17 protein-coding genes, 2 tRNA genes, 1 other RNA gene and 5 pseudogenes are annotated in these 23645 nt (G+C 67.8%); 9 read left to right on the top strand and 16 right to left on the bottom strand.

Annotated elements, in window-relative coordinates; genetic code table 11:
• Positions 1–1358: DNA polymerase III subunit gamma and tau (locus QR77_RS18340; RefSeq protein ID WP_150130570.1), on the bottom strand; the 1358-nt coding region annotated here is incomplete at its 3' end.
• A 25-nt stretch (positions 1359–1383) separates the two neighbouring features.
• Positions 1384–1478: signal recognition particle sRNA small type (gene ffs / locus QR77_RS42860), an RNA gene on the bottom strand.
• 73 nt (positions 1479–1551) lie between these two features.
• On the opposite strand from ffs, the gene QR77_RS18345 reads away from it, so the two are divergent.
• A tRNA-Ser gene (locus QR77_RS18345) sits at positions 1552–1639 on the top strand.
• 80 nt (positions 1640–1719) lie between these two features.
• Here QR77_RS18345 and QR77_RS18350 read toward each other — a convergent pair.
• From QR77_RS18350 to QR77_RS42275, 3 genes and pseudogenes are all read right to left on the bottom strand, one after another.
• Positions 1720–2490, bottom strand: a pseudogene (locus QR77_RS18350) (site-specific integrase); the annotation flags it as partial.
• Positions 2489–3080, bottom strand: a pseudogene (locus tag QR77_RS43725) (ISL3 family transposase); the annotation flags it as partial. The pseudogenes QR77_RS18350 and QR77_RS43725, both read right to left, overlap by 2 nt.
• Positions 3081–3311: 231 nt before the next feature.
• Complete coding sequence (locus tag QR77_RS42275) at positions 3312–3815, bottom strand: MarR family transcriptional regulator (protein WP_052488875.1); 504 nt, start codon at positions 3813–3815, stop codon at positions 3312–3314.
• Between the two features lie 89 nt (positions 3816–3904).
• Here QR77_RS42275 and QR77_RS18360 point away from each other — a divergent pair, with 89 nt between their 5' ends.
• From QR77_RS18360 to QR77_RS18370, 3 genes are all read left to right on the top strand, one after another.
• Entirely contained in the window at positions 3905–4225 is a 321-nt protein-coding gene (locus QR77_RS18360) for a hypothetical protein (protein WP_040022983.1), read from the top strand.
• A 472-nt stretch (positions 4226–4697) separates the two neighbouring features.
• Entirely contained in the window at positions 4698–5975 is a 1278-nt protein-coding gene (locus QR77_RS18365) for a hypothetical protein (RefSeq protein WP_078876846.1), read from the top strand.
• A gap of 613 nt (positions 5976–6588) precedes the next feature.
• The gene (locus QR77_RS18370) at positions 6589–7728 is read left to right on the top strand and encodes an amidohydrolase family protein (protein WP_052488876.1); all 1140 of its coding nucleotides are present in this window, start codon (positions 6589–6591) and stop codon (positions 7726–7728) included.
• Between the two features lie 524 nt (positions 7729–8252).
• Here QR77_RS18370 and QR77_RS18375 read toward each other — a convergent pair.
• Together QR77_RS18375 and QR77_RS18380 are read right to left on the bottom strand one after the other, a co-directional pair.
• Positions 8253–8534: a type II toxin-antitoxin system RelE/ParE family toxin gene (locus QR77_RS18375; RefSeq protein WP_040022984.1), complete on the bottom strand. Its 282-nt coding sequence runs from the start codon at positions 8532–8534 to the stop codon at positions 8253–8255.
• A gap of 6 nt (positions 8535–8540) precedes the next feature.
• The gene (locus QR77_RS18380; RefSeq protein WP_236710724.1) at positions 8541–8822 is read right to left on the bottom strand and encodes a type II toxin-antitoxin system Phd/YefM family antitoxin; all 282 of its coding nucleotides are present in this window, start codon (positions 8820–8822) and stop codon (positions 8541–8543) included.
• A 266-nt stretch (positions 8823–9088) separates the two neighbouring features.
• Between QR77_RS18380 and QR77_RS45985 the strand changes: the two genes are divergently transcribed.
• Positions 9089–9172 (top strand) — tRNA-OTHER (locus QR77_RS45985).
• An 83-nt stretch (positions 9173–9255) separates the two neighbouring features.
• Here the strand turns inward: QR77_RS45985 and QR77_RS43730 are convergent.
• Positions 9256–9666 (bottom strand): annotated as a pseudogene (locus QR77_RS43730) (tyrosine-type recombinase/integrase); the annotation flags it as partial.
• Here QR77_RS43730 and QR77_RS48775 point away from each other — a divergent pair.
• On the top strand, positions 9625–10029 hold the full coding sequence (locus QR77_RS48775) for a DUF6183 family protein (RefSeq protein WP_236711123.1): 405 nt from the start codon (positions 9625–9627) through the stop codon (positions 10027–10029). The pseudogene QR77_RS43730 and the gene QR77_RS48775 overlap by 42 nt on opposite strands.
• A 465-nt stretch (positions 10030–10494) precedes the next feature.
• Here QR77_RS48775 and QR77_RS18390 read toward each other — a convergent pair whose 3' ends face one another.
• The 3 genes and pseudogenes from QR77_RS18390 to QR77_RS45165 all read right to left on the bottom strand — a co-directional run.
• The gene (locus QR77_RS18390) at positions 10495–10929 is read right to left on the bottom strand and encodes an SgcJ/EcaC family oxidoreductase (protein ID WP_040022986.1); all 435 of its coding nucleotides are present in this window, start codon (positions 10927–10929) and stop codon (positions 10495–10497) included.
• Positions 10930–10958: 29 nt separating this feature from the next.
• Positions 10959–11903 carry a helix-turn-helix domain-containing protein gene (locus tag QR77_RS18395; protein ID WP_236710727.1) on the bottom strand — a complete coding sequence of 315 codons (945 nt, stop codon included), beginning with the start codon at positions 11901–11903 and terminating at the stop codon, positions 10959–10961.
• Between the two features lie 1015 nt (positions 11904–12918).
• Positions 12919–13046: pseudogene (locus QR77_RS45165) on the bottom strand (DUF255 domain-containing protein); the annotation flags it as partial.
• Positions 13047–13904: 858 nt separating this feature from the next.
• Here QR77_RS45165 and QR77_RS18405 point away from each other — a divergent pair.
• Complete coding sequence (locus QR77_RS18405; protein WP_040022989.1) at positions 13905–15245, top strand: hypothetical protein; 1341 nt, start codon at positions 13905–13907, stop codon at positions 15243–15245.
• 618 nt (positions 15246–15863) lie between these two features.
• Here QR77_RS18405 and QR77_RS18410 read toward each other — a convergent pair.
• Together QR77_RS18410 and QR77_RS18415 are read right to left on the bottom strand one after the other, a co-directional pair.
• On the bottom strand, positions 15864–16235 hold the full coding sequence (locus tag QR77_RS18410; protein ID WP_040022990.1) for a histidine phosphatase family protein: 372 nt from the start codon (positions 16233–16235) through the stop codon (positions 15864–15866).
• Positions 16232–16693, bottom strand: a pseudogene (locus QR77_RS18415) (phosphopyruvate hydratase); the annotation flags it as partial. The pseudogene QR77_RS18415 and the gene QR77_RS18410, both read right to left, overlap by 4 nt.
• Before the next feature lie 716 nt (positions 16694–17409).
• Between QR77_RS18415 and QR77_RS18420 the strand changes: the two are divergent.
• Positions 17410–17652: a hypothetical protein gene (locus QR77_RS18420; protein WP_150130408.1), complete on the top strand. Its 243-nt coding sequence runs from the start codon at positions 17410–17412 to the stop codon at positions 17650–17652.
• Positions 17653–18061: 409 nt separating this feature from the next.
• Here QR77_RS18420 and QR77_RS18425 read toward each other — a convergent pair whose 3' ends face one another.
• The gene (locus QR77_RS18425; protein ID WP_078876853.1) at positions 18062–19483 is read right to left on the bottom strand and encodes a DUF234 domain-containing protein; all 1422 of its coding nucleotides are present in this window, start codon (positions 19481–19483) and stop codon (positions 18062–18064) included.
• Between the two features lie 260 nt (positions 19484–19743).
• Between QR77_RS18425 and QR77_RS18430 the strand changes: the two genes are divergently transcribed.
• Positions 19744–22179 (top strand): helicase C-terminal domain-containing protein, encoded by a 2436-nt coding sequence (locus QR77_RS18430; protein ID WP_040022994.1) that lies wholly within the window; start codon positions 19744–19746, stop codon positions 22177–22179.
• A gap of 61 nt (positions 22180–22240) precedes the next feature.
• Here QR77_RS18430 and QR77_RS18435 read toward each other — a convergent pair whose 3' ends face one another.
• Complete coding sequence (locus tag QR77_RS18435) at positions 22241–22867, bottom strand: ester cyclase (RefSeq protein ID WP_052488877.1); 627 nt, start codon at positions 22865–22867, stop codon at positions 22241–22243.
• A 120-nt stretch (positions 22868–22987) separates the two neighbouring features.
• Entirely contained in the window at positions 22988–23644 is a 657-nt protein-coding gene (locus QR77_RS18440; RefSeq protein ID WP_040022996.1) for a TetR/AcrR family transcriptional regulator, read from the bottom strand.
• Between the last annotated feature and the right edge of the window lies 1 nt (position 23645).

The raw sequence follows: 23645 nt of genomic DNA on the forward strand, positions 1-23645 counted from the left end.
GGCGCCGCATGTTCGGCCGACGGCTGCTGAACCGGAGCCTGCGGCCGCGCGGCAACGGGCGGCGGCGCGACCGGCGGCTGAGCCACCGGCGGCGGCGTAGGAGCAGGAGCAGGAGCAGGAGCAGGAGCAGGATGAGCCTCGGGCCCGGCCACGTACCCCACAGCGGGCCCCGGCCCCCCGGTCGAGAACGCGGCGTTCGCCACCCCGCGCTCCAGCCGGTCGAGCCGCGCCTGTACCGAACGCTCGTCGTCGAAGGCGGCCGGCAGCAGCACCCGCGCGCAGATCAGCTCCAACTGCAGCCGGGGCGAGGTCGCGCCGCGCATCTCCGTAAGCCCGGTGTTGACCAGGTCGGCGGCCCGGCTCAGCTCGGCGGCCCCCAGCACCTCGGCCTGGGCCTGCATCCGCTCGACGACATCGGCGGGCGCGTCGATGAGCCCCTTCTCACCGGCGTCCGGCACGGCGGCCAGGATCACCAGATCCCGCAGCCGCTCCAGCAGGTCGGCGACGAACCGGCGCGGATCATTACCGCCCTCGATGACCTGCTCGACCACCTCGAAGGCGGCAGCGCCGTCACCGGAGGCGAAGGCATCCACGACGGCGTCGAGCAGCGACCCGTCCGTGTACCCGAGCAGCCCGGTGGCCATGGCGTACGTGACACCGTCCTCGGCCGCGCCGGCGAGGAGCTGGTCCATGACGGACATCGAGTCACGTACGGACCCGGCCCCGGCCCGTACGACCAGCGGCAGCACCCCGTCAGCGACGGGGATCCCCTCCTGCGCGCACACCTGCCCGAGATAGTCCCGCAGCGTCCCGGGCGGCACGAGCCGGAACGGATAGTGGTGCGTACGCGACCGGATCGTCCCGATGACCTTCTCGGGCTCGGTGGTCGCGAAGATGAACTTGAGATGCTCCGGCGGCTCCTCGACCACCTTCAGCAGGGCGTTGAAGCCCGCCGAGGTGACCATGTGCGCCTCGTCGATGATGTAGATCTTGTACCGACTGCCGGCCGGCCCGAAGAACGCCTTCTCACGCAGGTCACGGGCGTCGTCCACACCACCGTGCGACGCGGCGTCGATCTCGATGACATCGATCGACCCCGGCCCGTTCCTGGCCAGGTCCTGACACGACTGACAGACCCCGCACGGAGTCGGCGTCGGCCCCTGCTCACAGTTGAGACAGCGCGCCAGGATCCGCGCACTGGTCGTCTTCCCACAGCCACGCGGCCCGCTGAACAGGTACGCGTGATTGACCCGGTTGTTCCGCAGGGCCTGCTGGAGCGGGTCGGTAACGTGCTCCTGCCCGATGACCTCGGCGAACGACTCGGGACGATAACGGCGATACAGCGCAAGGGACGACACACCTACGACGATATCGGCCCCCTACGACAACGCCCCCCACGCACCCGCCAGAGCCAACCTACCCTTGCTGCCTTCCGGCCCTGGGGGAGTTCAGTCAGATAGCGCCACGTGAGGGGCTCCGCACACAGTACCCGATCCCAGCGGCCCGGAACGAGTTCGCGAGCACGGCTCAACGTCTTGTATGGTTCGTCGCGGAGGATTCGCCTAGTGGCCTAGGGCGCACGCTTGGAAAGCGTGTTGGGGGCAACCCCTCACGAGTTCGAATCTCGTATCCTCCGCCATTGCTCTCACCGGGCAATACGTCGAAGGGCCCCACCGCTCGCGGTGGGGCCCTTCGACGTTGTCCGTCTCAGTTTCCGTCTCAGTCGGATTCCGGTGGCTCCCAGAGCGCGTCTCCGACTTGCTGCGCGACCTTCCGCAGCATCGGACCGGTGATGTGCATGTACCGAGCCCTCATTCGGGCCGCTCCCCCCGGGTTCCCACCCCATGATCGAGTCCACGACGACGTCCGAAATCCCAAGGAGCAGCAGGACGTTGCCGCCGTGTGACGTGCGTCATGAAGCCGCCCGTCCCGGACTCCCGCATCCCGGAGCAGCCGCTTCCAGACATGGAAATCGGTGTTCGGGCTCAGCGGCCCGCCGGTCGGAGAGGCGAAGACGTACCCCTTGCCCTCCCAGTCGGCACCGGCCGCGATCTGTTCCCTCTTCTGCGCCTCTTGGTGCCTGCGGAGAATCTTGATGAGCGGATCGGGCAGGCCGATCATGCGGCGCCCCGCGCGGGACTTGGTGGACTTGTGCTCGCGACGGGCCTGCGCCCGCTGGGGGCAGTAACCCCCCTTCCGGCCGCACGGGTTGCTGCCACAGCCGTGCGCGTACTTGGGACGCAGCCGGTTCTTGCGGATACGGACGCATCCCGCGTCGAGGTCGACGTCCTCCCAGTGGAGCCCCAGCGCCTCACCTTGCCGAAGCCCGAGCGCCAGGGCCACCACCCAGCGCGCACTGTTGCGAAGCTTGGCCCCCTCGACCAGCAGACTCTGCACCTCCTCGATCGCGTACGGCTCGATCTCCTCTTCTTCCAGGCGCGGAGCCTTGGCGATCCCGGCCGGATTGGTCGGAACGTGTCCGCGCCGCACGCAGCCACGTTCCCAGGGTGTCGGCGGTTCGGTCGGGCAGTACGTCGATCCGTTCATGGGTCTCGGCGTCGATCAATACGGTGGCGTAGCGGTGCCGCCGGCACAGGGCGAAGTCGTCGACGCCGATCACGCGGGGCGTCCGACCGGTGGTCAACGGGATGCGTAGCAGGGTGCGCAGGGCCCTGTGGCGGACAGGCTCACTGCGAGTATCGCCAACAGACGCGATCCTGCCCGGCCCGCCAACTCTTTGACCACGGCCTTGACGTGCCTGGCCAGACGGGCCGTGCGGCGCTGGTACCGCTCCAGCACTCCGGGTATCCGCTCGCGGAAGGTCCGCCGGCAGCCGCGTGTGGGACACACAAGACGTCGCACTTGCACACGGACCACCACCCGACGGTCATCGACCGAACGTCGCCAGTGGTAGCCGTGCACCCGCCCAGCCGACGCCCCCACACACCGGACAGGTCGCTGCCTCATGCGGAGTCCGTGCCCGCACCACGATCCGCTCACCCTCGTCGGCCACATCCTCAATGACCAGCGGGGGGAAACCCCGAAAACACCGTCCACACAAGCCCGTTGACATCCTTCACGCGAAGGTCAACGACGCTCACGACTATCCGTCACCACCGGATGTGAGACAGAGCCCTTGAAGACACACCCCCGTCGGGCAGCCCGCTTCATGCAAGCGCAAGCGCGAGGCCAGTCAGCGTCAGCATGACGCACACGGGGATCGGCTATCGCCTGTCCGTGACCACGACTCGGCGTGGAGGGCGGCGAGCTGCTGTTTCCCTCGTCCAGAGAACGGTGCTGCACTCGGATCGTCAGCGACTGTCGATGGCCGCCGCCAGGGTCCGAAGGATCTCGTTCGCTTCGACCAGGTGCTGCTCCACGGGACGGAGCAGGTCTGATGTCTTACGTGTGACCCGTGGCGCCGTCGCCTTGACGGCCTTGCGCCCCTCCTCAGTCAGTGCCACCCATGTTCCGCAGGCGTCGGAATCGTTCTTCTCACGAACCACCAGACCCTGCTTTTCCAGCCGGCGCAGCGCGTTGCTCGTCCCTCCCGAGGTCAAGATGGAGCGTCGGGCGAGATCGGTGGGGCGCATCCGGGCGTCGGAAGGAGCCGACAGCAGAGTCGTCAGGATGTCGTACTCGGCCCGAGCCAGGCCCGCGGCGGCGAACTCGGGTTCGAGGACCCCATTGAGCATCCCGGCAAGGCGCATGACTCGCCGCATGAACTCCACGGAACCCGACATGAGTTGGTCCTCGGGTACGGCCGAGCGCAGGGCCGAGTCCTCGACGCTCGCGGGCTTCTTGTCGACCTTCATGGGCCCAGCCCTACCACGTTTGCTTCCCCAGAAGCTTGTGGTGTAGCTTTCAGGAAGCTTTCGTGGAAGGTATTGGAAAGGTTGCCCTTATGCCCAAGCCATCGATGCGAGCAGTCGTCCTCCGGATCTCCGTCCTCGCGCTGGTGAACGTAGGTCTGCCGACCCTCGCGTTCATCCTGCTCCCGCCGTGGGTCGGCGGCGTCCTACCAGCTCTCGTCATCGGAACCGCGATCCCGACGCTGTTCGTCCTGATCCAGTTGGCGATCCACAAGAAGCTCGACCCGATCGGGGCCATTGCCGCAATCGCTTACGGCATCGGTCTGCTCGTCTTCGTCGCGAGCGGTGAGAATCCGTTCGTCCTGAGATCCAGGAAGCCGTGCTCGTCGGGCCCGCCGGCACCGTGCTGCTGACATCGGCGATCGTCAAACGGCCCCTACTGATGACCATGGTGGGATTCGCAGGCGCCGCAACGGCGAGTTGACAGCACCAGCACCCGTAGCCGCCAACGACTTCGAACGCCGGCTCTGGACGGCTCCGACATCTGTGCTCGGAGGCACCCTCCTGGTGAACGCCCTCGCGACGATCACGCTCGCCGGCATCGTGATCGCGATCCGCCTCGTACAGCGCCGCCTCGTGGAAGTGGGGGCCTTGGCCGGCAAAGCCCCGAAACGAGTAACGGACGACACGAGGAGCCTGGAAGAAGGCGGCCGTCGCGGGGCGCGAACTCGCGATCGGTCCTGCCCCTCCGCCGCAGATCCGGGCGGTGGCCGAGCGGGCTGAGCCGGTGGAGAGCCGGCAGAGGCAGACCTTCCGCGGCAGCGATCGCTCGGGGGCGCACGCCGCGCAGCCGACCACCCATTGCAGCTACATCGAGAGGGAGTTATGAACGACGACGCCACGTCAGCACCCGCGGCAGCCGGCGTAGCCCGGCAGTTCTCGCGCCGACAGGTTCTGGGCGCGGCCGGTGCCCTCGGCCTGACCGCCGTGGGCGCGGCCGGTTGCGATTCCACGGCCGCTCCCAGCACCGCTCCCAGCACCGCTCCCAGCCCAGGCTCCAGCCGGAGCGCCGGCCGCGTCACCGCCCCGCCGGCACAGGACATTCTGGCCGCCAACTACAACAAGGACTTCGACCTCATCGACTTCAGCCAACTGCAGGCCGCCTCGGCCAGCTGGCTGCGCGGCTTCTACGTCATGGCCGACGCCGACAAGGGCGGCGTCGCGGACCAGCCGGGCATCAAGAAACTGCTGGCCGCCGCAGACCGCGGTTACGGCACGGTGCTGACGCTGAAATTCCTCTACCACAAAAACTCCACCACCCTCAACCAACCACTGCCCGCGCCCGGCAGCGCGGCGATGCGCACGGCGCTCACCGAGCTGCAGAAGGTGCTGGAAGTGGCCCTGGGCAAGGTCGACATCATCGTCATCGGCAACGAGCCCTTCTACGAGACGACGGAGGCCGACCGCCAGAGCTCGCGGATCAACACCTTCTACGAGGCGCTGGCACAGCACGCGATCGCACAGCGCGCAAGCAGCCGCACCCAGCTCTACATGGGCGCACTCACCGCCATCGACGATGCCGGCAACCAGACTCCGCAGACAGATCGCTGGGTGAGATTCGCCGCCCAGACACCGCAGTTGGCCGGCGTGGACATCCACCCGCATGTGACATCGATGGCGAACGCGAAGAAGTACGTCGACTACACCCTGGCCCGGTTGCGACCCGACCAGCACTTCCTGGCCACCGAGTTCTCGCTGGTGAAGCTGTTCAAGCAGCACCTGACGGACCCGATCGATCCCGGGTTCGCCTCCCGCCACCGCATCCCGCGCGGCACCCCTGTCTGGCAGGTCCTCAAAGACGCCACCCAGCAGCGATTCAGCCAGGACGAGTGGAACGACTTTCTGGCCACCGCGTCCTGGCTGCAAGCCGGCCGCGACTTCCTGACCCAGCAGATCGCGGCATTCCGCGCGACGGGGCGGCTGGCCGTGGCCGGCTACGGAATCACTCAGGACAAGGGCGGCGCGTCGGACTTCAACCCGCACAAGACGCCTTGGGTACTCAACAGCCTGTTCTGCCCGCTCACGGTGCAGAACGGCAAGGGCGGCCTGCCGGGCGAGAATCCCATCTGGCTCCCGGAGTTCCGCGACGCCCAGCACCGCTGAGACCGGGTCTGCCCGAGGGCCACTGCCCTTAGCTTGACTCAGAGTGATTTGAAGGTCTTTCGGAGGGTTCGCCGGTCGGTGGCTCCCCTCCGCTTCAAACCGTGCCGCTGCACGCGCTCGGCGCGCACAACTCACCTGCGTGCACCGGATCGCTGTCCGGACAGGCCGCTGCTGCATGCCGTTGGACAGGGCCATGGACGGACCACTCGCCGAACGCATCCCCAGGAGGGCCGCGTCGCTGTCCCGGCGCTGACGGCAGTACTTGTCATGGTCGTAGCCGCAGTCGTCCAGCACCGCTTCCGCGCAGCACCCTTCCGCGCAGCACCGAGGTCGGCCGCACTTGCCCCGCACCCTCCGGATCATCAGTCCGGAGTGATCCAACCACCTATGAATCATTTCATCAGGACATCTAACCAATTAGGAGGCTTTCATGAAACGACGTGGATTCCTTGGCGCCGCCGCAGGTGCCGGTGCCACCGTCCTGCTGGGCGCCTGCGCGCGAAGCGCGGACGCCACTGCTTCGTCAAGGACCGCTTCTGCTGCTGCCTCTGCGGACAGCACCACGGCTCCCAGCGCCCCAACCCTGATCCAGCAGGTCCGCATCTTCGACGGTGTGCGCGTCATCCGAGCGGGCGACGTACTCATTTCCGGGGCCAAGATCGCCCAGGTCGCGTCTCGAATCACCCCGGATCGTGACTGGAAGGTGGTATCCGGCCGCGGGCGCACACTGCTTCCCGGCCTCATCGACGCACACGTCCACATCTCGTCGGTCGACGACATGGCCACGATGGCGCAGCACGGGGTCACAACGGTTCTGGAGATGTTCGGCGCGCCGCAGGCGGCGACCGCCAACCGCTCCGCGGCAGCGAGCCGGAACGATGTGGCCGACTTCCACTCGTCCGGATGGGGCGCCAGTGGCACCGGCGGTTTTCTCAGCTCGCGGACCCCTGATGTGCCGACGGTCGGCGGCCCGCAGGATGCCGAGGCGTTCGTCGCGGCCCGCGTCGCAGAGGGCTCCGAGTACATCAAGCTCTTCGTGCAGGACCCCTCGACCAGTGGGCTGCCGGAGATGTCCGAGGCGACGATCGCCGCCGTGGCCACCGCAGCGCGTCGCCGCAACCTGCACTCCATCGCCCACGCACCGTACCGGTGGGCTTTTGACACGGCGCACAACGCCAACGTGTCCATCATCACCCATGTCCCCCTCGACGATACGATCGATCGCCAGTGGGCCCTTCGTGCGGCCGCACGAAAGCAGATCTTCGTGCCCACCCTGGTCATGAGCAAGGCGCAGGTCGAGAGCCAGGGCTCCTCCGCCTCGCCCTGCTGCGTCTCCCCCTCTGCCACGACCGGCTCCGGCGGCATGAAAGCTGTCCCCGGCCTCAGCTATGACAATGCTCGCGACAGTGTGGCCGCGTTGCATGCCGTCGGGCTGCCGATCCTGGTCGGCACCGACTCGCACGCCCCGGGCGCCGGAATTTCCGGCCCAGCCTCAGTCCCGTTCGGTAGCTCCATGCATACCGAACTGGCCCTCCTGGTCGACGCCGGGCTCAGCCCGGTCCAGGCGCTGCGGGCGGCCACAGCGCTCAACGCCTCGTTGTTCCGGCTCGCCGACCGCGGTCGCGTGAAGTCCGGCTTCCAGGCCGACCTGCTTCTGGTCACCGGCGACCCGACCTCGGACATCACGGCTACGAAAGACATAGCCGAGGTGTGGCGGCGGGGCGCCCCCCTGAAGAAGTCGGATGGGTCCTGACCCGGAGCCTCCCCGAATCCTGGACACGCTGCATGAGGAGGCGCTGGTCTCAGTTCTGGTCTCGTTCACCCTCGTCCAGCACCGTCCACCGGGCGCCCCACCTCTCATTCCGGCGCAGGTCAGGACGCCGACGACTCGCTACGTACCCCCAAGCGAACAGTTGGAAAGCGCGTTGGGGGCAACCCCTCACGAGTTCGAATCTCGTATTCTCCGCCATTGCTCTCACCGGGCAATACGTCGAAGGGCCCCACCGGTCGCGGTGGGGCCCTTCGACGTTGTCCGTCTCAGCTACCGTCTCAGTCGGACTTTCCGTCAGCTCGGCGCGACTCCCAGAGCACGTCTCCGACTTGCTGAGCGACCTTCTGCAGCATCGGCGTGCTGACGTGCGCGTACCGCGTACACCGGACCTCGCCTCCGCGCCTACGCCCCGTGGTCGAATCCACGACGGCATCCGGTGGTTCGGCTGTGTTCAGCGTGATCTTGCGGTGTCCCGACCATCCCCGGCACATGGCTGACGGAAAGCACTACTGGACGTTGCGATAGACGTCGCGACGATTGCCAACAGCCAGGACCCAGACGATCAGATGTCCGTCCTCAACGGTGTAGACGACGCGATAGTCGCCGACCCTCAGCCGCCAACGGGCGTTGTGCCCTTGGAGGGCCTTGATGTCGAACGCCGCGACATCCCCTGCGTCCATCGCCTTCTGGAGTTCGGCGAGGCGGTACAAGATCCGCAGGGCGTCCGGGCGTGAAATCTTGAGCATGTCCCGCTGAGCATGCGGTGTGAAGCGTGTGACGTAGCCCATGGCCGATCACTCCTGCTCAGCACGGAGCGCGGCAGCCAGCTCTTCGAGGGAGACCGACCCCTCGGTGCCTTCGGACTCGGCTTCGTCGGCCAGTTTGTTGAGCCACGCATCCTCGGCGTCCTCGGCAATCCGACGCAGGCGCTGGTACTCGTGGATGTCGATCACGACGGCTTCCCGCTTGCCGCGGCGAGTGATGATCGTCGGTGTTTCGTCGCGCCGAGCGCGATCGATGACGTCAGCGAGGTGACTGCGGACCTCAGCCATGGATTCAACCACTGGTTCGCTCATGTCATAAATGTAACAGATGTACATCTGCTGCCGCATCGGCAACCCATCGCGAGCCGATGCCCGGACCGCGCCTTCCAGGCGGCAAGCGTCTACAAGCGGCTGGCGACTCTCCCACCCCGCCGCCCCACCGAATGGTCGCTCTCCCGGACAAGACCGCGATCGGGGAGGGGATCACCAGGGGGTTGCAGTTCGGGTTGCGTTCACCGCCGTTCAGCACCATCCGATCCACGGCAATCGAAGCGATCCGCGCAGGTAGGGACGCTGACGGACGACCCTGAACTGCCGGACGAAGCCTTGAAAAGCGTGTTGGGGGCAACCCCTCACGAGTTCGAATCTCGTATCGTCCGCCATTCCTCTCACCGGGCAATACGTCGAAGGGCCCCACCGGTCGTGGTGGGGCCCTTCGACGTTTTCTCAGGCATCGTTGTCCTGAGTCTTTGTCCACAGGGGGAGCTCCAGGGGCGCCCCAGATCGCCGTTCCGATCTTCCGGGCTACCTCTTTGAGCAGATGGTCAGGCACGTGGAGGTAGCGCGCTCGCATCCGCACCGCGCCGACCGGCTCCCAGCCCATGATCTGATCGATGACCCGGTCGGGGACTCCCAGCAGCATGAGCACGGTCCCTGCCGTGTGCCGGGCGTCGTGCAGCCGACCGTCCCGGACGTGCGCGTCAGCCAACAGCCGTTTCCAGTCGTGGTAGTCCGTGTTCGGGCTCAGGGGACCGCCCAGCAACTTGGTGAACACGTAGTCCGACTCTGCCCACAGGTTGCCGGCGGTCTCGCGCTCGCGCGCCTGCGCCTCGGCATGCGAGCGAAGCATGGCAACCAGCGGGCCCGGCAGGGGGACTTGGGATGGCAGAGGCTCTTGGCGGCAGCATCGACGGGCGGGGCATACAACAGAGGTTGTTACGGCGCCCACGGTCGCTTGAACGCGTGGCGTTCCGTCGCCGCACTGTCGGGCACCGCCGATGGCTCATTGCCTGACGAGGTTGAGCGGCAGGCCCGGGAATCCGCCCGGTACGGCTTCAGAGCGGCCACGAAATGGTCCTGGCAAGTGGCCTGGGACATCGGGTTGGTCACGGTGGCCCGGGCGGCAAGCGGCTCGCTGCGCTGGCCGCTACAGATACTGACTGATCCAAGATCGGCATATTGCTCGACGCTGGTCGAGATCGTCCGGAGGAGCAAGGAGGTGCGGCGGGAGGATCATTGAAGATCCACAATCTTGAAGTCGCTTGTCACGGGGCTGGTGTGAGTTGGTGATCGTGTTCTCGTGCTGGTCGCGGGCGGGCCGTCGGGGCACAAGATCGTCTGCCGTTTCGGTCGTCAATCATCGGGGATCGCCCGCGTGCGGGAGGCGCCCGTCCGTACGATTTGGGCGGACCGCGTCAGGTGACGCAGGATGCGGAACCCGACTTTCGTAAGCCGATCGCGGCCCGCAGGGCCGAACTCGAAGTAGAAAAAGAGAAGTTGAGCCAGCAAATCCAAGTGGTACGCGGAGAGCTGGAGGAGCTCTCCGTCACCGTGCGGGTCCTGCACCGGCTGGTCGATGACGAGGGCCGCCGCGAGTCCGTGGGGACTCCTCCCCACGGGCACCCCAGCCGCTCAATCAACCCTTGGAAGCCGCACGGACAGGCAGGGCGGGGTACCCGGGTAGCGGGGCGGACACCGGTCTCCGTTACGTGGTCGCCTGTGCGTCCAGGGCCATGGCGGACTCCAGCGAGACCAGGCGTGTGTTCTGCAGCGTCGCGATCTCCCAGCGGTCGTTCTGCCAGACCATCGCGAACAGCTGCAGGAAGTAACGGGTCGGCGGGGGTTCCTCTTCGCCGGCCATGATCATGCCGAAGCGGTGGTGTACGACGGCGCAGCCCGGCGCGACGAGCCGGGTGAACTCCACCTCGCTCCGCACGAGCCGGGAGCCCTTCAGTACCGTGTCGAAGACCGGCTGCTGAAATGCGATCACCGTGTCACGTCCCTTGTGGACAGTGCCGTCGAAATCAATGAGTTCGGCGTCCTGCGCGAAGTCCGCGGCGAACGCGGCCGCGTCACCACGGTTCCACCCCTCGATCATTCGAGCAGGGACAGCACGCAGAGTGCCGAGCGACGGATTCATTTTCAGGGCCCTTTCCGCTTTTCGTCTTTTCAACCACCATCCTTGCCGGGTCCGACGAGATGGTCATTGACGATCAGTGCACCGTCGTTGGACACCCGTGCCCCCGGGCTGTGTCCGTAGGTGGCCTTGAACAGCCGGCTGAAGTGCGCCGGGTCAGCGAAACCCCACGAAGCGGCCACCGCGACGACCGTGGTGTTCCTCCGGGTCAGATCCGCGTAGCACCGCTCCAGGCGCCGTCGGCGGATCAGGGCGGCCACGGTCAGGGGCTGGTCCTGGAAGAGCTTGTGCAGCCGGCGCACCGACACATGGTGTGCCGCGGCCACCTTGGCCGGGGTGAGATCCCGGTCGGACAGTCTCGCCTCGATGAAGCCGATGACTCGCGTGCGGAGTACGTCGTCGTCGACCGGGCGGGCGTCACCCAGGCGAGACGCCAGCGTCACCGCGATCAGTTCGATCACCGCAGCCGCCGACCGGTCCGCTTCGTGGGCGCGGAACCCGTCCAGGGTCCGCGTCATGTCCCGTACGAGCGAGGACACCAGAGCTCCGGGGCCCCGGTCACCACGAATCCCTACGCCGACCAGCCGCGCCGCGTCGTCCGCGCCGAGCCGCAGCAGGTGTCGCGGCATCAGCATGGTCACATGGGTGGTCGCGGAACTGGCGAACCGCACCGGCCGTACCGGGTCGATGAGGACCAGGTCCATGGGTCCCAGCACGGCAGTACTGCCGCCCTGCTCGACGCGTACCTGTCCCCGTGTCACCACCTCGACCTGCCACAGCTCGCTGTCGCGGGCACGTGCGGAGCGGGCATCGCGGAAGCACTCGCCCTCCGGGGTCACCAGCTCGGTCAGGCGCAAGGGGCCCAGGTCGCGGCTCACCACGTCGGCGCGGAAGTCCTCGCCCGTGTGCCGGTCGCCGCGCAGCGGCGGCAGGCCGCTGCGCTCAAGCATCTCCAGAAAGCCGTCGGCGCTTTCCATTCGGGCCTCGGCTTGCGCGACGCCACTCAGCCGCGGCCCATCACCGTCCATCACGGCAGTGTTCCATCTTCACCGCTGCCGCGCTCCGGTCACGGCGGCCGTGCGTGGCGCCCGGTCTGACGCTGGACGCACGTCAGACCATTGCGGTGAAGCTTCCGGCGCGGGGGCCCGCGACTACCGGAGAGGGGACTTGGCCGCCACCACCGTGGGGTGCCGCCTGCCTCGGTCGTCGGAGGGCTACGGGCCAGACGCACAGGGAGTGGTGCCCGGTGTGGTCGGAGGCGTTGACGGTTACGGGTGCGCCCTGCTTGAGATGCGGGGCACCGCATCCAGGACATCGACTTCGACTTCGTCGGTACCGACCACATCTACCGCCTCAATGGCACCCGCATAGAGGCTTCTCCGGGCTCAAGAGGAGCCTCCACACGCACCTCCACTACGGGCGCGTCAACGAATACCGAAGCGAGGTTCACGCCCTACGAGGGCAGTGGCCCGACCGCAGCACATCAGAGCAGTGGAACGCGGTGTCCATCCGCGCCGATGGAACCGTGATGGCGATCCGTCTCCAGGATGGGTAACCCAGCAGCCAGCGGCAACTGCCGATCGGTCCTGGTAGCGCCTACTCGGGGGCACACATAGCCGCAGCGGGGATGATCAAGGGGTGGCGGCGCGCCGATTGTGGAACATGATCAAGCCCAGTGTGACCTTCGAATACGTGCCGCCGGACGGCCTCCTCGAAGAGGACGAAGACCTTCTCCTGGAGTTCCTGGGGCTGGGCCAGGACTACTGCGACGTCGCGTCTGCGCCGCACAGTGTGCGTGAGAGTCGCGATGCCGAGAAGGGGTTGCAGACCCACATTGCCCAACTCGCCGAGCACGGGCCTCTCGTAGGGGCCTACGTACGCCACATGCTCCTGATCGATGGCCCTGGTCAGATGGGCACGCCCTGGCCCATGCTTCGCGTCGAGGTCCGACCTGCGTCACACGCCGTCGTGACGGACGAGAGCGGTAGGCCCTCCGACACTGAGCAGCACCGGTACGACTCTGCGCCGGTCCCCTCCTCGAACACCTCGGGAGACCACGGACACCGGTCCACCGGGTTCTCCGCGTGCTGGAGCAGACAGGGCGACTCCGAGTTGACCAGACGATTCGTACCGGCATCGTCGTACGACCCGGAGCGTCCGGCCTGGAGCGTACGACCCGGAGCGTCCGACCCAGCAGTCGAGGGCCCGACCCGGGAGTCACCGTGTACGTACAGACGTAATCAAGAAAGCGCGTCCCCCGCCACGACGGACGAGACGGGCCGAGCGACCTCGGCCTGCGAGGCAGGCCCGTCGGCCTTGCGCCGCACGGCGATCTTGGCTGCCTTCACCCCCGACCCCCGCCCTTGCCGGCTGCCCAAGAAGAGGTGGCCGCTTTCTTGCGCGGCCGAGTCCAGCGCTCGGACCGGGACCGGGAAGACCAGGGTGCTGCTCTCGACGGCGCGTCCCTGGACTGGGTACGGTGCTCTGCGTCGACATCAGGCTGCCGACGACTCGGACTTCGTCTTCCGGCGGCACGACAACAGCCGGACCGAGGACCCCCGGCGAGGCATCGCGGGCCGGTGGATTGCGCTGCGATGTCGCCGTGTTCAGCGAGGTCAAGCCGGTCCGGGAGCGGTCTCACGGTCCGTAGAGCCGGGGCCGGCGTCGGTGCTGCCGGCGCGGCGCCACGGTACGATGCCGCTTTCGTGGCCGGAGCCGGAGACGCGACGCTGCCTCAAGAGGACTGGCAATGCTGCCCGTTGGGTCGTCGCTCAGTGCCCTCGCGTTCGTAGCGTCCCAAGCTTCGCCCCGCTACACCTTGGAAGGTGGGGGGAAACCGTCCACAGACCCGAGGAGCCGACCCCTTGTACGCACCCAGAGATCGCGACGCCAACGGTGCCCGGGCGCCGTTGCCACGTCCGCCCCGGACCACGGCAGCGGCCGCGGACGCTGCCAGCCCGCTCCTCTCCCTCTCGGCAATGCAGACCCAGGCGGGCAACGCCGCGACGGCGGCATTCCTGTCCGGTGCCGCGCCCGTACAGCGCGCGCCCCTTACCGTGCAGCGCGTCGACGGGAAGGGCAAGAGGCGGGAGCGGTCACCGCTGACGGAGGAGGAGCTGCGGCGGGAGGAGGAGTACCAGAGGGCGCTCGCAAGGCAAGCCAGGGCGCACGAGCGAGCTCGGGCACGCGCCGCGGAGGACGACCTGCCCATGGGCTCGATGGACGATCCGTTCGGTGGGCACACCAACAAAAAAGGCTACAAGGGCGACAGAGGTCCGCTCGCCGTGACGAACAAAGTCCGGCACCCCGGCAGCAGTAAATTCAGCGAAAGGTACTACGAAGATCGCCCTGGCAAGCCCTCGGGCTTCATGTCCCATCTGACGGACGACGATATCGGGGTCAGCCTGGACGTCCTGGGGAACATCCCGCCGGACCAGGACGCGATCGACAGAATGGATGCCACTCGGCGCCGTGCCAGCTCCACACTCTACGGCGCCGCGTCTTCGGAGGAACAGCGCCATCCGGGTGCGAGCAAGGCGATGCGTTCCGCGCTGAGGCGTCAGAAGAGCGGCAAGACTCTCCGTAAGGATTTCAAGGACGACTTCCCCATGGCCGGATCCTCGAAATACGACGGGCCCGCCTACGGCGCGCAGGCGTTCTCCAAGGCACAGTCCGGCAAGACGAGGCTCTCCAGGGGGGCACAGGAAACCCTGCTGGACATGTCGGATTCCTCCGACGACGGCCGGGGACGGAGGCCCTCGCGCGAGCCCGAAATCGTGGAGGCCCCCAGACCACGGCACCGCTCGATGTCGGCCGGGCCCAGCTCGTACTCGGGTCGTCCGGAACCGGCGGGCCCCAGTTCACGGCACTACCCGCCGTCGTCCTCGCGCGTGGGGCAGATTCCGGGCGGGTCGTCGCAGCAGCCGATCATCATGACCGCCGAGCCGCCGCGTGAGCGGCGCCGCTCGTTGTCCCGGCCGGGCCACTCGTCGTCACGCCAGCCGCAGAACGCACTTCCGCTGCGTCCGGCGCCCGCGCCGTATCAGCAGAATCCGTACCCGCCGGCGCCCATGCCGTACCGGCAAGCCCCTCCGGCACCCATGCCGTACCGGCAGAACCCGTACCCGCCGGCGCCCGCGCCGTATCAGCAGAACCCGTACCCGCCGGCGCCCATGCCGTACCGGCAAGGCCCCCCGGCGCCCATGCCGTACCGGCAGAGCTCGTATGGAGCCCCGCCCCCGCCGCGTTCGGAGGCCGTGCACATGATCAACGGCCGCCCCTGCGTCCTCCGCGACGGCCGGTGGGTTGCGATCGGGTGAACCGCTCTGTCGGACTGGGGGCCTGACACCGCATCATGCCCGTAGTCCGCCGGGCGGTCCCGTACGGGACCGCCCGGCACCGCCCCACCAGCTCCACCACGACCGGGCAAGTCGGCCCAGGAACGTCCGGTGCTCGGCCCCGCCCCGGCCGTAGGTGTGACCGAAGGAGCGGTACGGGCAGGTCGCGGCGTCCGGCCGCAGCCACGGCGAGATGTCGACCGCCAGGACCGGGCGGCCACCCGCGCGTCTGGCGACTGCCCGGGCGAGCGATCCAGTTCCAGGATGGTTCGACCTCGCCGGACGAACGACAACCCGAGTGCAGTGGGGCACCGGCCTCATGTATTCGGCGGCGACCTGTGACTTGACGTCCCGACAGAAGAAGGCTGCCCGGCGGGGGTGATCAACATGGGGTTCGGGACCGCTGTGCCGGCATCACTCGCACTCGTACCGGTGGGGACGAAGTTTTGCAACCGTGCGCTGTTCGCCTTGTCGTTCAAGATCAGCCTCACCGGTGACTGCGCTACCGGGTTCCGGAGGCCGCGCGGTCGGGCGGTCCGCGAAGTGGGCGTTCCGTGCGTGGTCTGAGTTTTCCATTGGCTATTGGCCATTGGCCATTAGCTATTGGCTGCGAACGGCTGCTGCTTCGGCGGCCGCGGTGTCGGGGTCGAGGTAGGTGCCGCCGGGTTTTCGTGGGCTGAAGTTGTGGTCGAGGTCGTAGCGCAGGGGCTGGTCGGTGGGAATGTTGAGGTTTTCCACGTCGGGTGGGTCGAGTTTGTCCAGGTGGACGATGTCGGCGGTGGTGATGGTGCGGGCCAGCACGGATGTGTGCACGACGTCCGGCAGCAGGCCCGCTTTGTACATGAGGTGTCCGGCGGTACGCGCCTGTTCGCGTCCGCGTGGGGTGAGCGGGACATCGGTCCAGCCTGTGAAGGTCCCATCGGCATTGGCCGTGCTCTCGCCGTGGCGCAGCAGGATCAGGGTCGCGTTCATGCGTGCTTGTCCGTGAGGCCGTAGGGCAGTTGGGGGCAAGCGGCGGCGATGGCGAGGAGCCGGTTGTACTTTGCGACGCGTTCGCCGCGGGCAGGAGCTCCGGACTTGATCTGCCCGCAGCCGGTGGCGACGGCCAGGTCGGCGATGAAAGTGTCGGGGGTTTCCCCCGAGCGGTGGGAGATCATGGTCGTGTAGCCGGCGTCACGGCAGATGGCCATGGCCTGGAGGGTTTCGGTGACGGTGCCGATCTGGTTGACCTTGATCAGAGCGGCGTTGGCGATGTGGTCGGCGATGGCCTGGGTGATGATCGCCGGATTGGTGACGAAGTTGTCGTCACCGACGAACTGGGTCCGTGTCCCCAGGGCTGTGGTGAGCTGCTGCCAGCCGGTGGTGTCATCCTCACCGAGGCAGTCCTCGATGGACCAAACGGGAAACTCCGTAATGATCTGCTCGTACTGAACCATAGACACCCCGACACATTGGCCGGGGTGTGGCAGATGAGTTGACTGCACCTGGGCTGTCGGGCTCGATCCGAACATGTCCAGACACTCCGAGCCGAATTACTTGCCGCCGGAAAATTTCTTCTTACGTTGAAGACTTTGCCGCCGAGTCGAGAATCTGGATTCTTCGACGTCGAGAAGATTTGGGCAAACCTCGATAAGCCTCTCCGCGATGCAGGAAACATCCTCTCGAACATTCCGGTAATCGAGTCTCAGGTATTGGAGCCTGGCTAAGCTGACTAAACCAGATGGAAGCAGGTCTGCGTCGATGCGCTTGACTCCCGACAGGAGAATAGGGATTACGACCCGCCCGCACTTCAAGAAAGACACCGGCACCTGAGATCGGCTATTAGTACATTTCGATACTGCGTTGCGTCACTTCTGACCCTCGCCGTTTATACGTTCCTGGTAACCGCTTCCCTAAGGTGATTTGTGCGCGGGTGCGAATCGGGCTGGGTTGCTGGTCGGTAGACGGCAGCCCGACGGTCAGCCGCGACCTACCGCTGCAGTGAAACGCATCCACACAGGAAGTAATCCGCAATGACGGAAGTCAAGTCGCTGCTCCCCATCTGCGGTCAGACCACCCGGCTGCCGGGCCATCTTGTCCAGGAGGCTCTACGCCGCGCAGGACTACATGAGACCCCGAACGCGGACGACGTGGAGTGGGGTGCACGATGCCATCTCCAAGTCGACCCATCGTCTATTACTTCGCCGGGCTGGCGGGGATTATCCATCTGCGGCTGGCCGCGACCGGACATGCGACCCTGGACATCGCGTGGTCGGGGCAGCCCGGTCTGGCGCTGCCCGAGGTGTGGGAGAAGGGCATGGACGGCGCCCTCGACGCGGCTGTCGCCGACGCGCCCGACACCGCACCCCTGCGAGCCCTGCTCGCCGGAACCCCCGGCGGGTCCGCGTAGCCGTCGCTTGACTTGGGTCCGCCGCCCAGGTGGTGGGGGCCTGCGGACACGGCCCGTGGAGCTGATGACGGAAACCCTGAAGGTCACGGGCCGACTGTCCAGATCGAAGACTCTACGGCTTCGTGTCGGCGCTGAGTCGCATCCGACCAGAAGAACGATCCATAAATACCTCCAACTGCCCACTGGTCTCGGAGGCGTTCCCCTCCGCCTGAGCAACGACGCGGTGTACCGCCCTGTGCACTATGCCGAAGCGCTCGCAGGGCCTCGCCTCGGACAGGCTCAGTCCAGGGATCCCGTCATCGCGCAACGTTTCCGAGCCATGATCAGCCGTGGCAACGGTCTTCCCGCCCCCGGTCACGGGAGCGGATCACGAAGAACACCCCTTCGGAACAGACCGTACTGGCCCCTGCTATTGCCATGCGCTGATGAGCTCCTCGGGCCCGATGGTCCGAACGCCGGCCACGGTACTGCCGCTTCGGGCCACAGCGACCAACGGGGTGGACTCGTCGGCGCCCGGCAACTGCGAACGGTGGACGATCAACCGCGTCAGGTCGTGGAAGTCGAAGGGGCGGTTCTCCAGCCACTTGACCGAGCCGATCGCGGTAATCCTCTTGGCAACGGGTCCGCGGTCCGCACCCACGATGTCAATCTCCGGATCGTTCGTACGCGTCCAGTACCCACCGACCGCCCCCGTGTCGTCGGACAGCCCGCCCTCCCGCATCCGGAACAGCGCGTCCCTGACCACCGGCTCAACAGCCCGCCCCCGCCAGGAGGTCCAGGACCGCCGGATACGGGCCAGCGTCAGATCACCGCGGCCACGCTCGATCTCCGGCAGGTGCGGACCAAGGAAGGCGAGCCAGAAACGCAGATGGGGATCCGCGACGTAGTAACGGGTCTCCTTCGAAGGCCGGGTGGACAGCGGCACCACCACCTCCACCACCCGCTTGGCGACGAGCAGTTGGAGTGACCGGTTGAGGGAGGTGGCGGGCAGACCGCCGGCCGCCCGGCCGATCAGGGTGTGGGTCCGCTCGCCCGCCCCGATAGCGCCGAGGACCAGTCGGGCCTGTGCGTCGGCAGGGAACTCGGCTGCCAGGGAGCGCTCAGCACTGACGATCGCGGCAGAGGTCGGATCTTCGACCACCTCGGCCAGATAGTCGAGGGCACCGGCCCCCCGCGGCCATTCCTCCAGTACCAGGGGGAGCCCGCCGGAGACCAGATACGCGTCAAAAGCCTCGGCGGGCTCAAGAGCCAGCACCTCTGCCACGTCGGCGGGTGTAAGAGGCGGTACCACCATCTCCGTGCCCCGCTGGTGAAACGGCCGGTCGTAGTCGTTCAGCCGCTCCATCATGGCCAGGTCCGAGCCGACGCACAGCAGCAGGACGGGCTTACGCGACAGCTCCCGGTCGAAGACCGCCTGAAGCGTGCCCTCGAAACCTGGATCGTTCTTGATCAGATAAGGCATCTCATCCAGGACAACGACGCTCGGACGGTCCCCGGGCAGTACGGACACCAGCAGCCGGAAAGCCGCCGCCCAGTTCTGCGGCACCTGGCCGTCCAGCGCCTGCGCCTCAGGTACGTCCGAGGCTGTGACCGCCTCCATGAACAACCGCAGATCCGCTTCAGCCGTCGATTGCGCCGAAGCGGTGAAGAAGACACTCAGCAGTCCGGCCCGGTCAATGAACTCCTCGACCAGCCGCGACTTCCCCACCCTGCGTCGCCCCCGGATCAGCACTGCCTTCCCCGGTCGCCCGCCCGGCCCCCCTTGCGCCATCCGGTGCACCATGCGGTCCAGGGCCGCGATCTCCCGTGCCCGCCCGATGAAGGCATCCATCACGCCACCCTAGTTAGTTCCTTTTTTGGTAGTCCCAGTTCCGAACATACCAAATTTGGTATGTTCCGACACGCGAAACGGTTGCCAAAAGACGCCGGACTGGCCGGACTGCTGCACCCGAAGGGATGAGACCCAGGCCGTAAGGGAGAACTGCCGAAGCATGACCCGTAGGGTCTTCGGTGCCCCATTCTTGAACACGGCCGCGGTGGCCGCGGCCGGGGAACAGCGTCGTACAGAACGTGGCGAGGTGTCTTCAAGGTATGTCCACCGGATCAGCCCTCGCCGCCTGGCTGCACGGTCTCGACAACGCGCACCTGGCGCGTGTGCTCCTCGCACGCGCGGACGCGGTGGCCCCTCCGGAGCCACGGTCGGTCGGCGAAGTCGCGGACCGCCTTCAGCGCCCGCGGTCGGTGGCCCTGTGCCTTCCCCGGCTCGCGCTGCCGTACGTGCAGGTCGCCGAGGCTTTGGCGGCGCTGGGGGTGCCCGTGTCGCGCGATGTCCTGGCGGGCCTGCTGGGAGTGGGAGACGGGGCGGACGCTCGCGGCCTGGACACGGCGCTGGAGACATTGGCCGATCACGCGCTGGTCTGGCCGGACGAGAGCGGGCTGCTCCATACGACGACGCCCTTGCGGCAGGCATGGAACACGCCGCTGGGGCTGGAGGGACCACTGGCCCGGCTGCTGGCCGACACGACCTCCGACGACCTGCGCGGCATGCTGGTGGCGCTGGGGATCAAACCGTCCGGTTCCAAGCAGCAGCGGCTGGCCGCCCTGCTGGACCACCACAGCGATCCGGAGAGGGTCGCCGCATTGGTGGCACGGGCACCCAAGGCCACCCGAGATCTGCTGGAGCGCCAGGCGGGTTACGCGCCACGACAGCCGGAGTCCATCGTCTTCGGAAGCCTGGGGGCCGACTCCGGCTCCCAGCCGGGCGCGCGATGGGCAGTCGAGCGGGGACTTCTGGTCCTGGACCATTACGGGTACGGACCTTCCCGTATGCCGTCCGAGGTGGCGCTCGCGCTGCGCGGTCGGGGCTGGCACGCACCGTTCGAACCCATCCCGCCCGCCGTACGGCTGGTGCCCGTCACCCCGGGGGAAGTGGATCGGGAGGCCGCGGCCACAGCCACCGTCTCCGCCGCCCATGTCAGCTCGGTCCTGGCGGTGTGCGCGACGTCTCCGCCAACCCGGCTGAAGTCCGGTGGTGTCGGAGCGCGTGAGCTGACCCGGATCGGCAGGACGGCGCGATGCGACGAGATCGTCGTACGCGTCGCCCTCGAAGGGGCTTACGCCGCCGGGCTGTTGGCCCACGACGGCGACCACGTGTCGGCAACCGAGGAGTACGACGCCTGGGTGGAACAAGAACCGGCAGATCAGCTCGCGCTGCTTCTGCGGGCGTGGTGGGAACTGCCACTCAGCCCATCCCAAGCTCGCGACGTGGACGGGAAGGCCCTGCCCGCGCTCGCCGGAAACCCGCCCTGCGACGGCTGTGTCCAAGCTAGGCACGCACTCCTCACCGCCGCGTCACAGCTCCCGGCGGGACAGGGCGTGGAAAGCTCACCGGCTCTGGGACCGGTGATCGCCTGGCACCGGCCGCTTGCGGACCAACTTCCGCAGGACAACACGCCGTTCGCAACCGTGATCCGTGAGTCGGAACTGCTCGGCGTACTCGCCCGCGGCGCCCTGTCCCCCATCGGCACCGCCCTGCCGGCCGACGACCCTGAAGAGCTGAGCTCCGCCTGTCGGCGACTGCTGCCCGCCGCCAGCCGGACCACCCGCATCGGGGCCGACCTCACCGCCGTCGTCACCGGCACACCGGCCGCCCGCCTGACCGCACTGCTGGACTCCGTCGCGGACCGGGAGGCCGGCGGCACCGCATCGGTGTGGCGCTTCACCCCGGGCACCGTCCGCCGCGCCCTGGACGCCGGCCGTACCCCCGACGAGATCGCGGCCGACCTGGCCGCCGTTGCCGTCGGGCCCCTGCCGCAACCCCTCTCGTACCTGATCACCGACACAGCGCGCAGCCACGGCCGGGTCCGCATCGCGCCGGCCACCTGCGTGATCCACGGCCAGGAGCCCGCCCTCCTGAGCGAACTCGCGGCCCACCGGGGGCTCTCCGAGCTCGGTCTGCGACAACTGGCACCTACCGTGCTGATCAGCCGGACCCCGCTCGTCAAGACCCTCGCCGCGCTCAGGGCCCAGGGTTACGCCCCCGTCGCCGAGACCGCCGACGGGATCGTACGCATCGAACAAGCCCAACGCCGCCGTGCCGGTGCCCCAGTCCCAGGCCCACGCCGAGGCGCACGCCTTCCGGATGGCAAGCGCCTAAAGACGGAGGCCCGCAAGGCAGGAACTCCGCGATCCGTCGATGAGACTGCTCTGGCCGCCCGACTGATCGCGGCCCCGCCGACCTCTCCGGAGCCCGACCCCTACAACGGGCTCCCTTTCGACAGCGACACCGAGGAAATCATCGCCGGTTACGGGACCCACCTGTCCCTCACCGATGTCCGCCAACTCGCCCACGCGATCCACGACGACCGGGCAGTCACGATCGAATACGTCGCCACCTCCGGCAGCCGCACCGTACGTACCCTCAGCCGGCTCGAGTTCGACCCGCCCTACCTACAGGCCTGGTGCCACTTGCGGGACGCCGAACGCGTCTTCGCCATCGCCCGTATCCACGGCGTCATGCCCGCATGACGCGGGCGGGCGGTGATCCTCGCGCCCTGCGGCTCCGGGGTCTCCGGGATCCCCGGGTGGCTTACTTGGTGCCCGTCGCCGGCGAAGCCGCCGGGGGTGTGGTGCCGGGCGGGGTCCAGGGGCCGGACGGGAGGCCTGCCTGGCGGAGGAGGTCGGCCAGGTTGTAGTAGTCGGTGAGGTGCTGGATCTTGTCGCCCTTGAGGTCGATCACGGTGGTGGCGGGGACGGTGAAGGACTTTCCGGTCGCGGGGACGTCCTTGTCGAAGGCGCCCGTGTCGGTGCCGGAGAAGTTCCAGCGGACGGCGATCTTGTCGCCGCTGCGGAACGCGTCGACGACGTCGACGTGGGCGTTCTTGACGCTCTGTTCCGTGATGGTGATCCAGGTGGCAGCGCCCTCGGGGCCGGTCATGGCGACCTGGAAGGCGTTGTCCTGGTAGACGCCGTCCTTGGTGAACAGGGCGCCCATCTTCTGGGGGTTGGCGGTGTTCCAGGCGTCGGCCCAGGCGGCGACGACACGGGGGATCCGGGCGCCGTGCCGGCCGTACGCCACCGGCTGCGCGGACGACGGGGTGGCGGCCTGGGCGTCGGTGTCGAGCAGACCGGTGACCGCGGTCAGTCCGACGACGGCCGCCGCCGCGGTCATCGCGGCGATGACGGTCGTACGGAGGCGGCGCGTGGTGGTGTTCATCAGATTCTCCCCTGCCAATTCGCGGCAACACCCGTTGCCTTACAGTCGTAACCATAGGGCATGACCTAACGGCTGTAAACTCTCACTCGGGAAGCAGTTGGCGAGCGACCGGGGCCGGGCTCAGGCGTCGTTCAGGTGGGCCAGCGCCGTGATGACGCGGTCGGCGATGTCGTCCGGCCAGGGGAAGGCGCGGGTCACGGCGCGCTGGTGCGCGAGTCCGTGCAGCCCCAGCCACAGCGCCACCGCGTCCGCGAACGGGTCGGTACTGGCGGCCTGTCCGGCGGCGACGCAGGCGCCGAGCGCGTCGACGAGGACGCCCATGGTTTCCGAGCCGAGCGTGCTGAGATCCGTCTCGGTCAGGGAACTGTCGCCCAGGTTCGGCATCCAGAGGCCACCGAACATCGTGCGGTAGCGCTCGGGATGGCTCTGGGCGAACGCGAGGTAGGTGTCGCAGATCGCGAACAGCCTCTCCCGGGGGTCGTCCCCGGCCCTCTCCACGGCCGAGAGCAGCATGCGCTCCAGCTCGGCGAACTCCCGCCGCACGACGGCCAGCATGATGGCCGGCTGGTCGGGGAAGTGCGGATAGATCGAGGGGGCGGCGATCCCGACCCGGCGCGCGACCGATCGCAGCGTGATGGCGCGTTCGTCGCCGGTCTCGTCGAGCAGCTCCACCGCGGCCGCGATGATGTCCTCCCGCAGGCGGCCGCCCTCCCCCCTGCGGTTGCGCGCGCGGGCCGGTTTCGATGCGGCCGAAGCCGCCGCTCTCGTCTCTCCCATC

It is taken from the genome of Streptomyces sp. 150FB, from assembly GCF_000818195.1.
In the GTDB taxonomy this organism is placed as follows: Bacteria; Actinomycetota; Actinomycetes; order Streptomycetales; family Streptomycetaceae; genus Streptomyces.

Coding starts and splice junctions, on each gene's coding strand:
- QR77_RS18435 (WP_052488877.1), bottom strand. CDS start 22,867: ATGAACACCACCACGCGCCGCCTCCGTACGACCGTCATCGCCGCGATG.
- QR77_RS18390 (WP_040022986.1), bottom strand. CDS start 10,929: ATGAATCCGTCGCTCGGCACTCTGCGTGCTGTCCCTGCTCGAATGATC.
- QR77_RS18380 (WP_236710724.1), bottom strand. CDS start 8,822: ATGAGCGAACCAGTGGTTGAATCCATGGCTGAGGTCCGCAGTCACCTC.
- QR77_RS42275 (WP_052488875.1), bottom strand. CDS start 3,815: ATGAAGGTCGACAAGAAGCCCGCGAGCGTCGAGGACTCGGCCCTGCGC.
- QR77_RS18430 (WP_040022994.1), top strand. CDS start 19,744: ATGTCCACCGGATCAGCCCTCGCCGCCTGGCTGCACGGTCTCGACAAC.
- QR77_RS18440 (WP_040022996.1), bottom strand. CDS start 23,644: ATGGGAGAGACGAGAGCGGCGGCTTCGGCCGCATCGAAACCGGCCCGC.
- QR77_RS18425 (WP_078876853.1), bottom strand. CDS start 19,483: ATGGATGCCTTCATCGGGCGGGCACGGGAGATCGCGGCCCTGGACCGC.
- QR77_RS18405 (WP_040022989.1), top strand. CDS start 13,905: ATGCAGACCCAGGCGGGCAACGCCGCGACGGCGGCATTCCTGTCCGGT.
- QR77_RS18420 (WP_150130408.1), top strand. CDS start 17,410: ATGCCATCTCCAAGTCGACCCATCGTCTATTACTTCGCCGGGCTGGCG.
- QR77_RS48775 (WP_236711123.1), top strand. CDS start 9,625: ATGCGAGCGAAGCATGGCAACCAGCGGGCCCGGCAGGGGGACTTGGGA.
- QR77_RS18375 (WP_040022984.1), bottom strand. CDS start 8,534: ATGGGCTACGTCACACGCTTCACACCGCATGCTCAGCGGGACATGCTC.
- QR77_RS18365 (WP_078876846.1), top strand. CDS start 4,698: ATGAACGACGACGCCACGTCAGCACCCGCGGCAGCCGGCGTAGCCCGG.
- QR77_RS18360 (WP_040022983.1), top strand. CDS start 3,905: ATGCCCAAGCCATCGATGCGAGCAGTCGTCCTCCGGATCTCCGTCCTC.
- QR77_RS18410 (WP_040022990.1), bottom strand. CDS start 16,235: ATGAACGCGACCCTGATCCTGCTGCGCCACGGCGAGAGCACGGCCAAT.
- QR77_RS18395 (WP_236710727.1), bottom strand. CDS start 11,903: ATGGAAAGCGCCGACGGCTTTCTGGAGATGCTTGAGCGCAGCGGCCTG.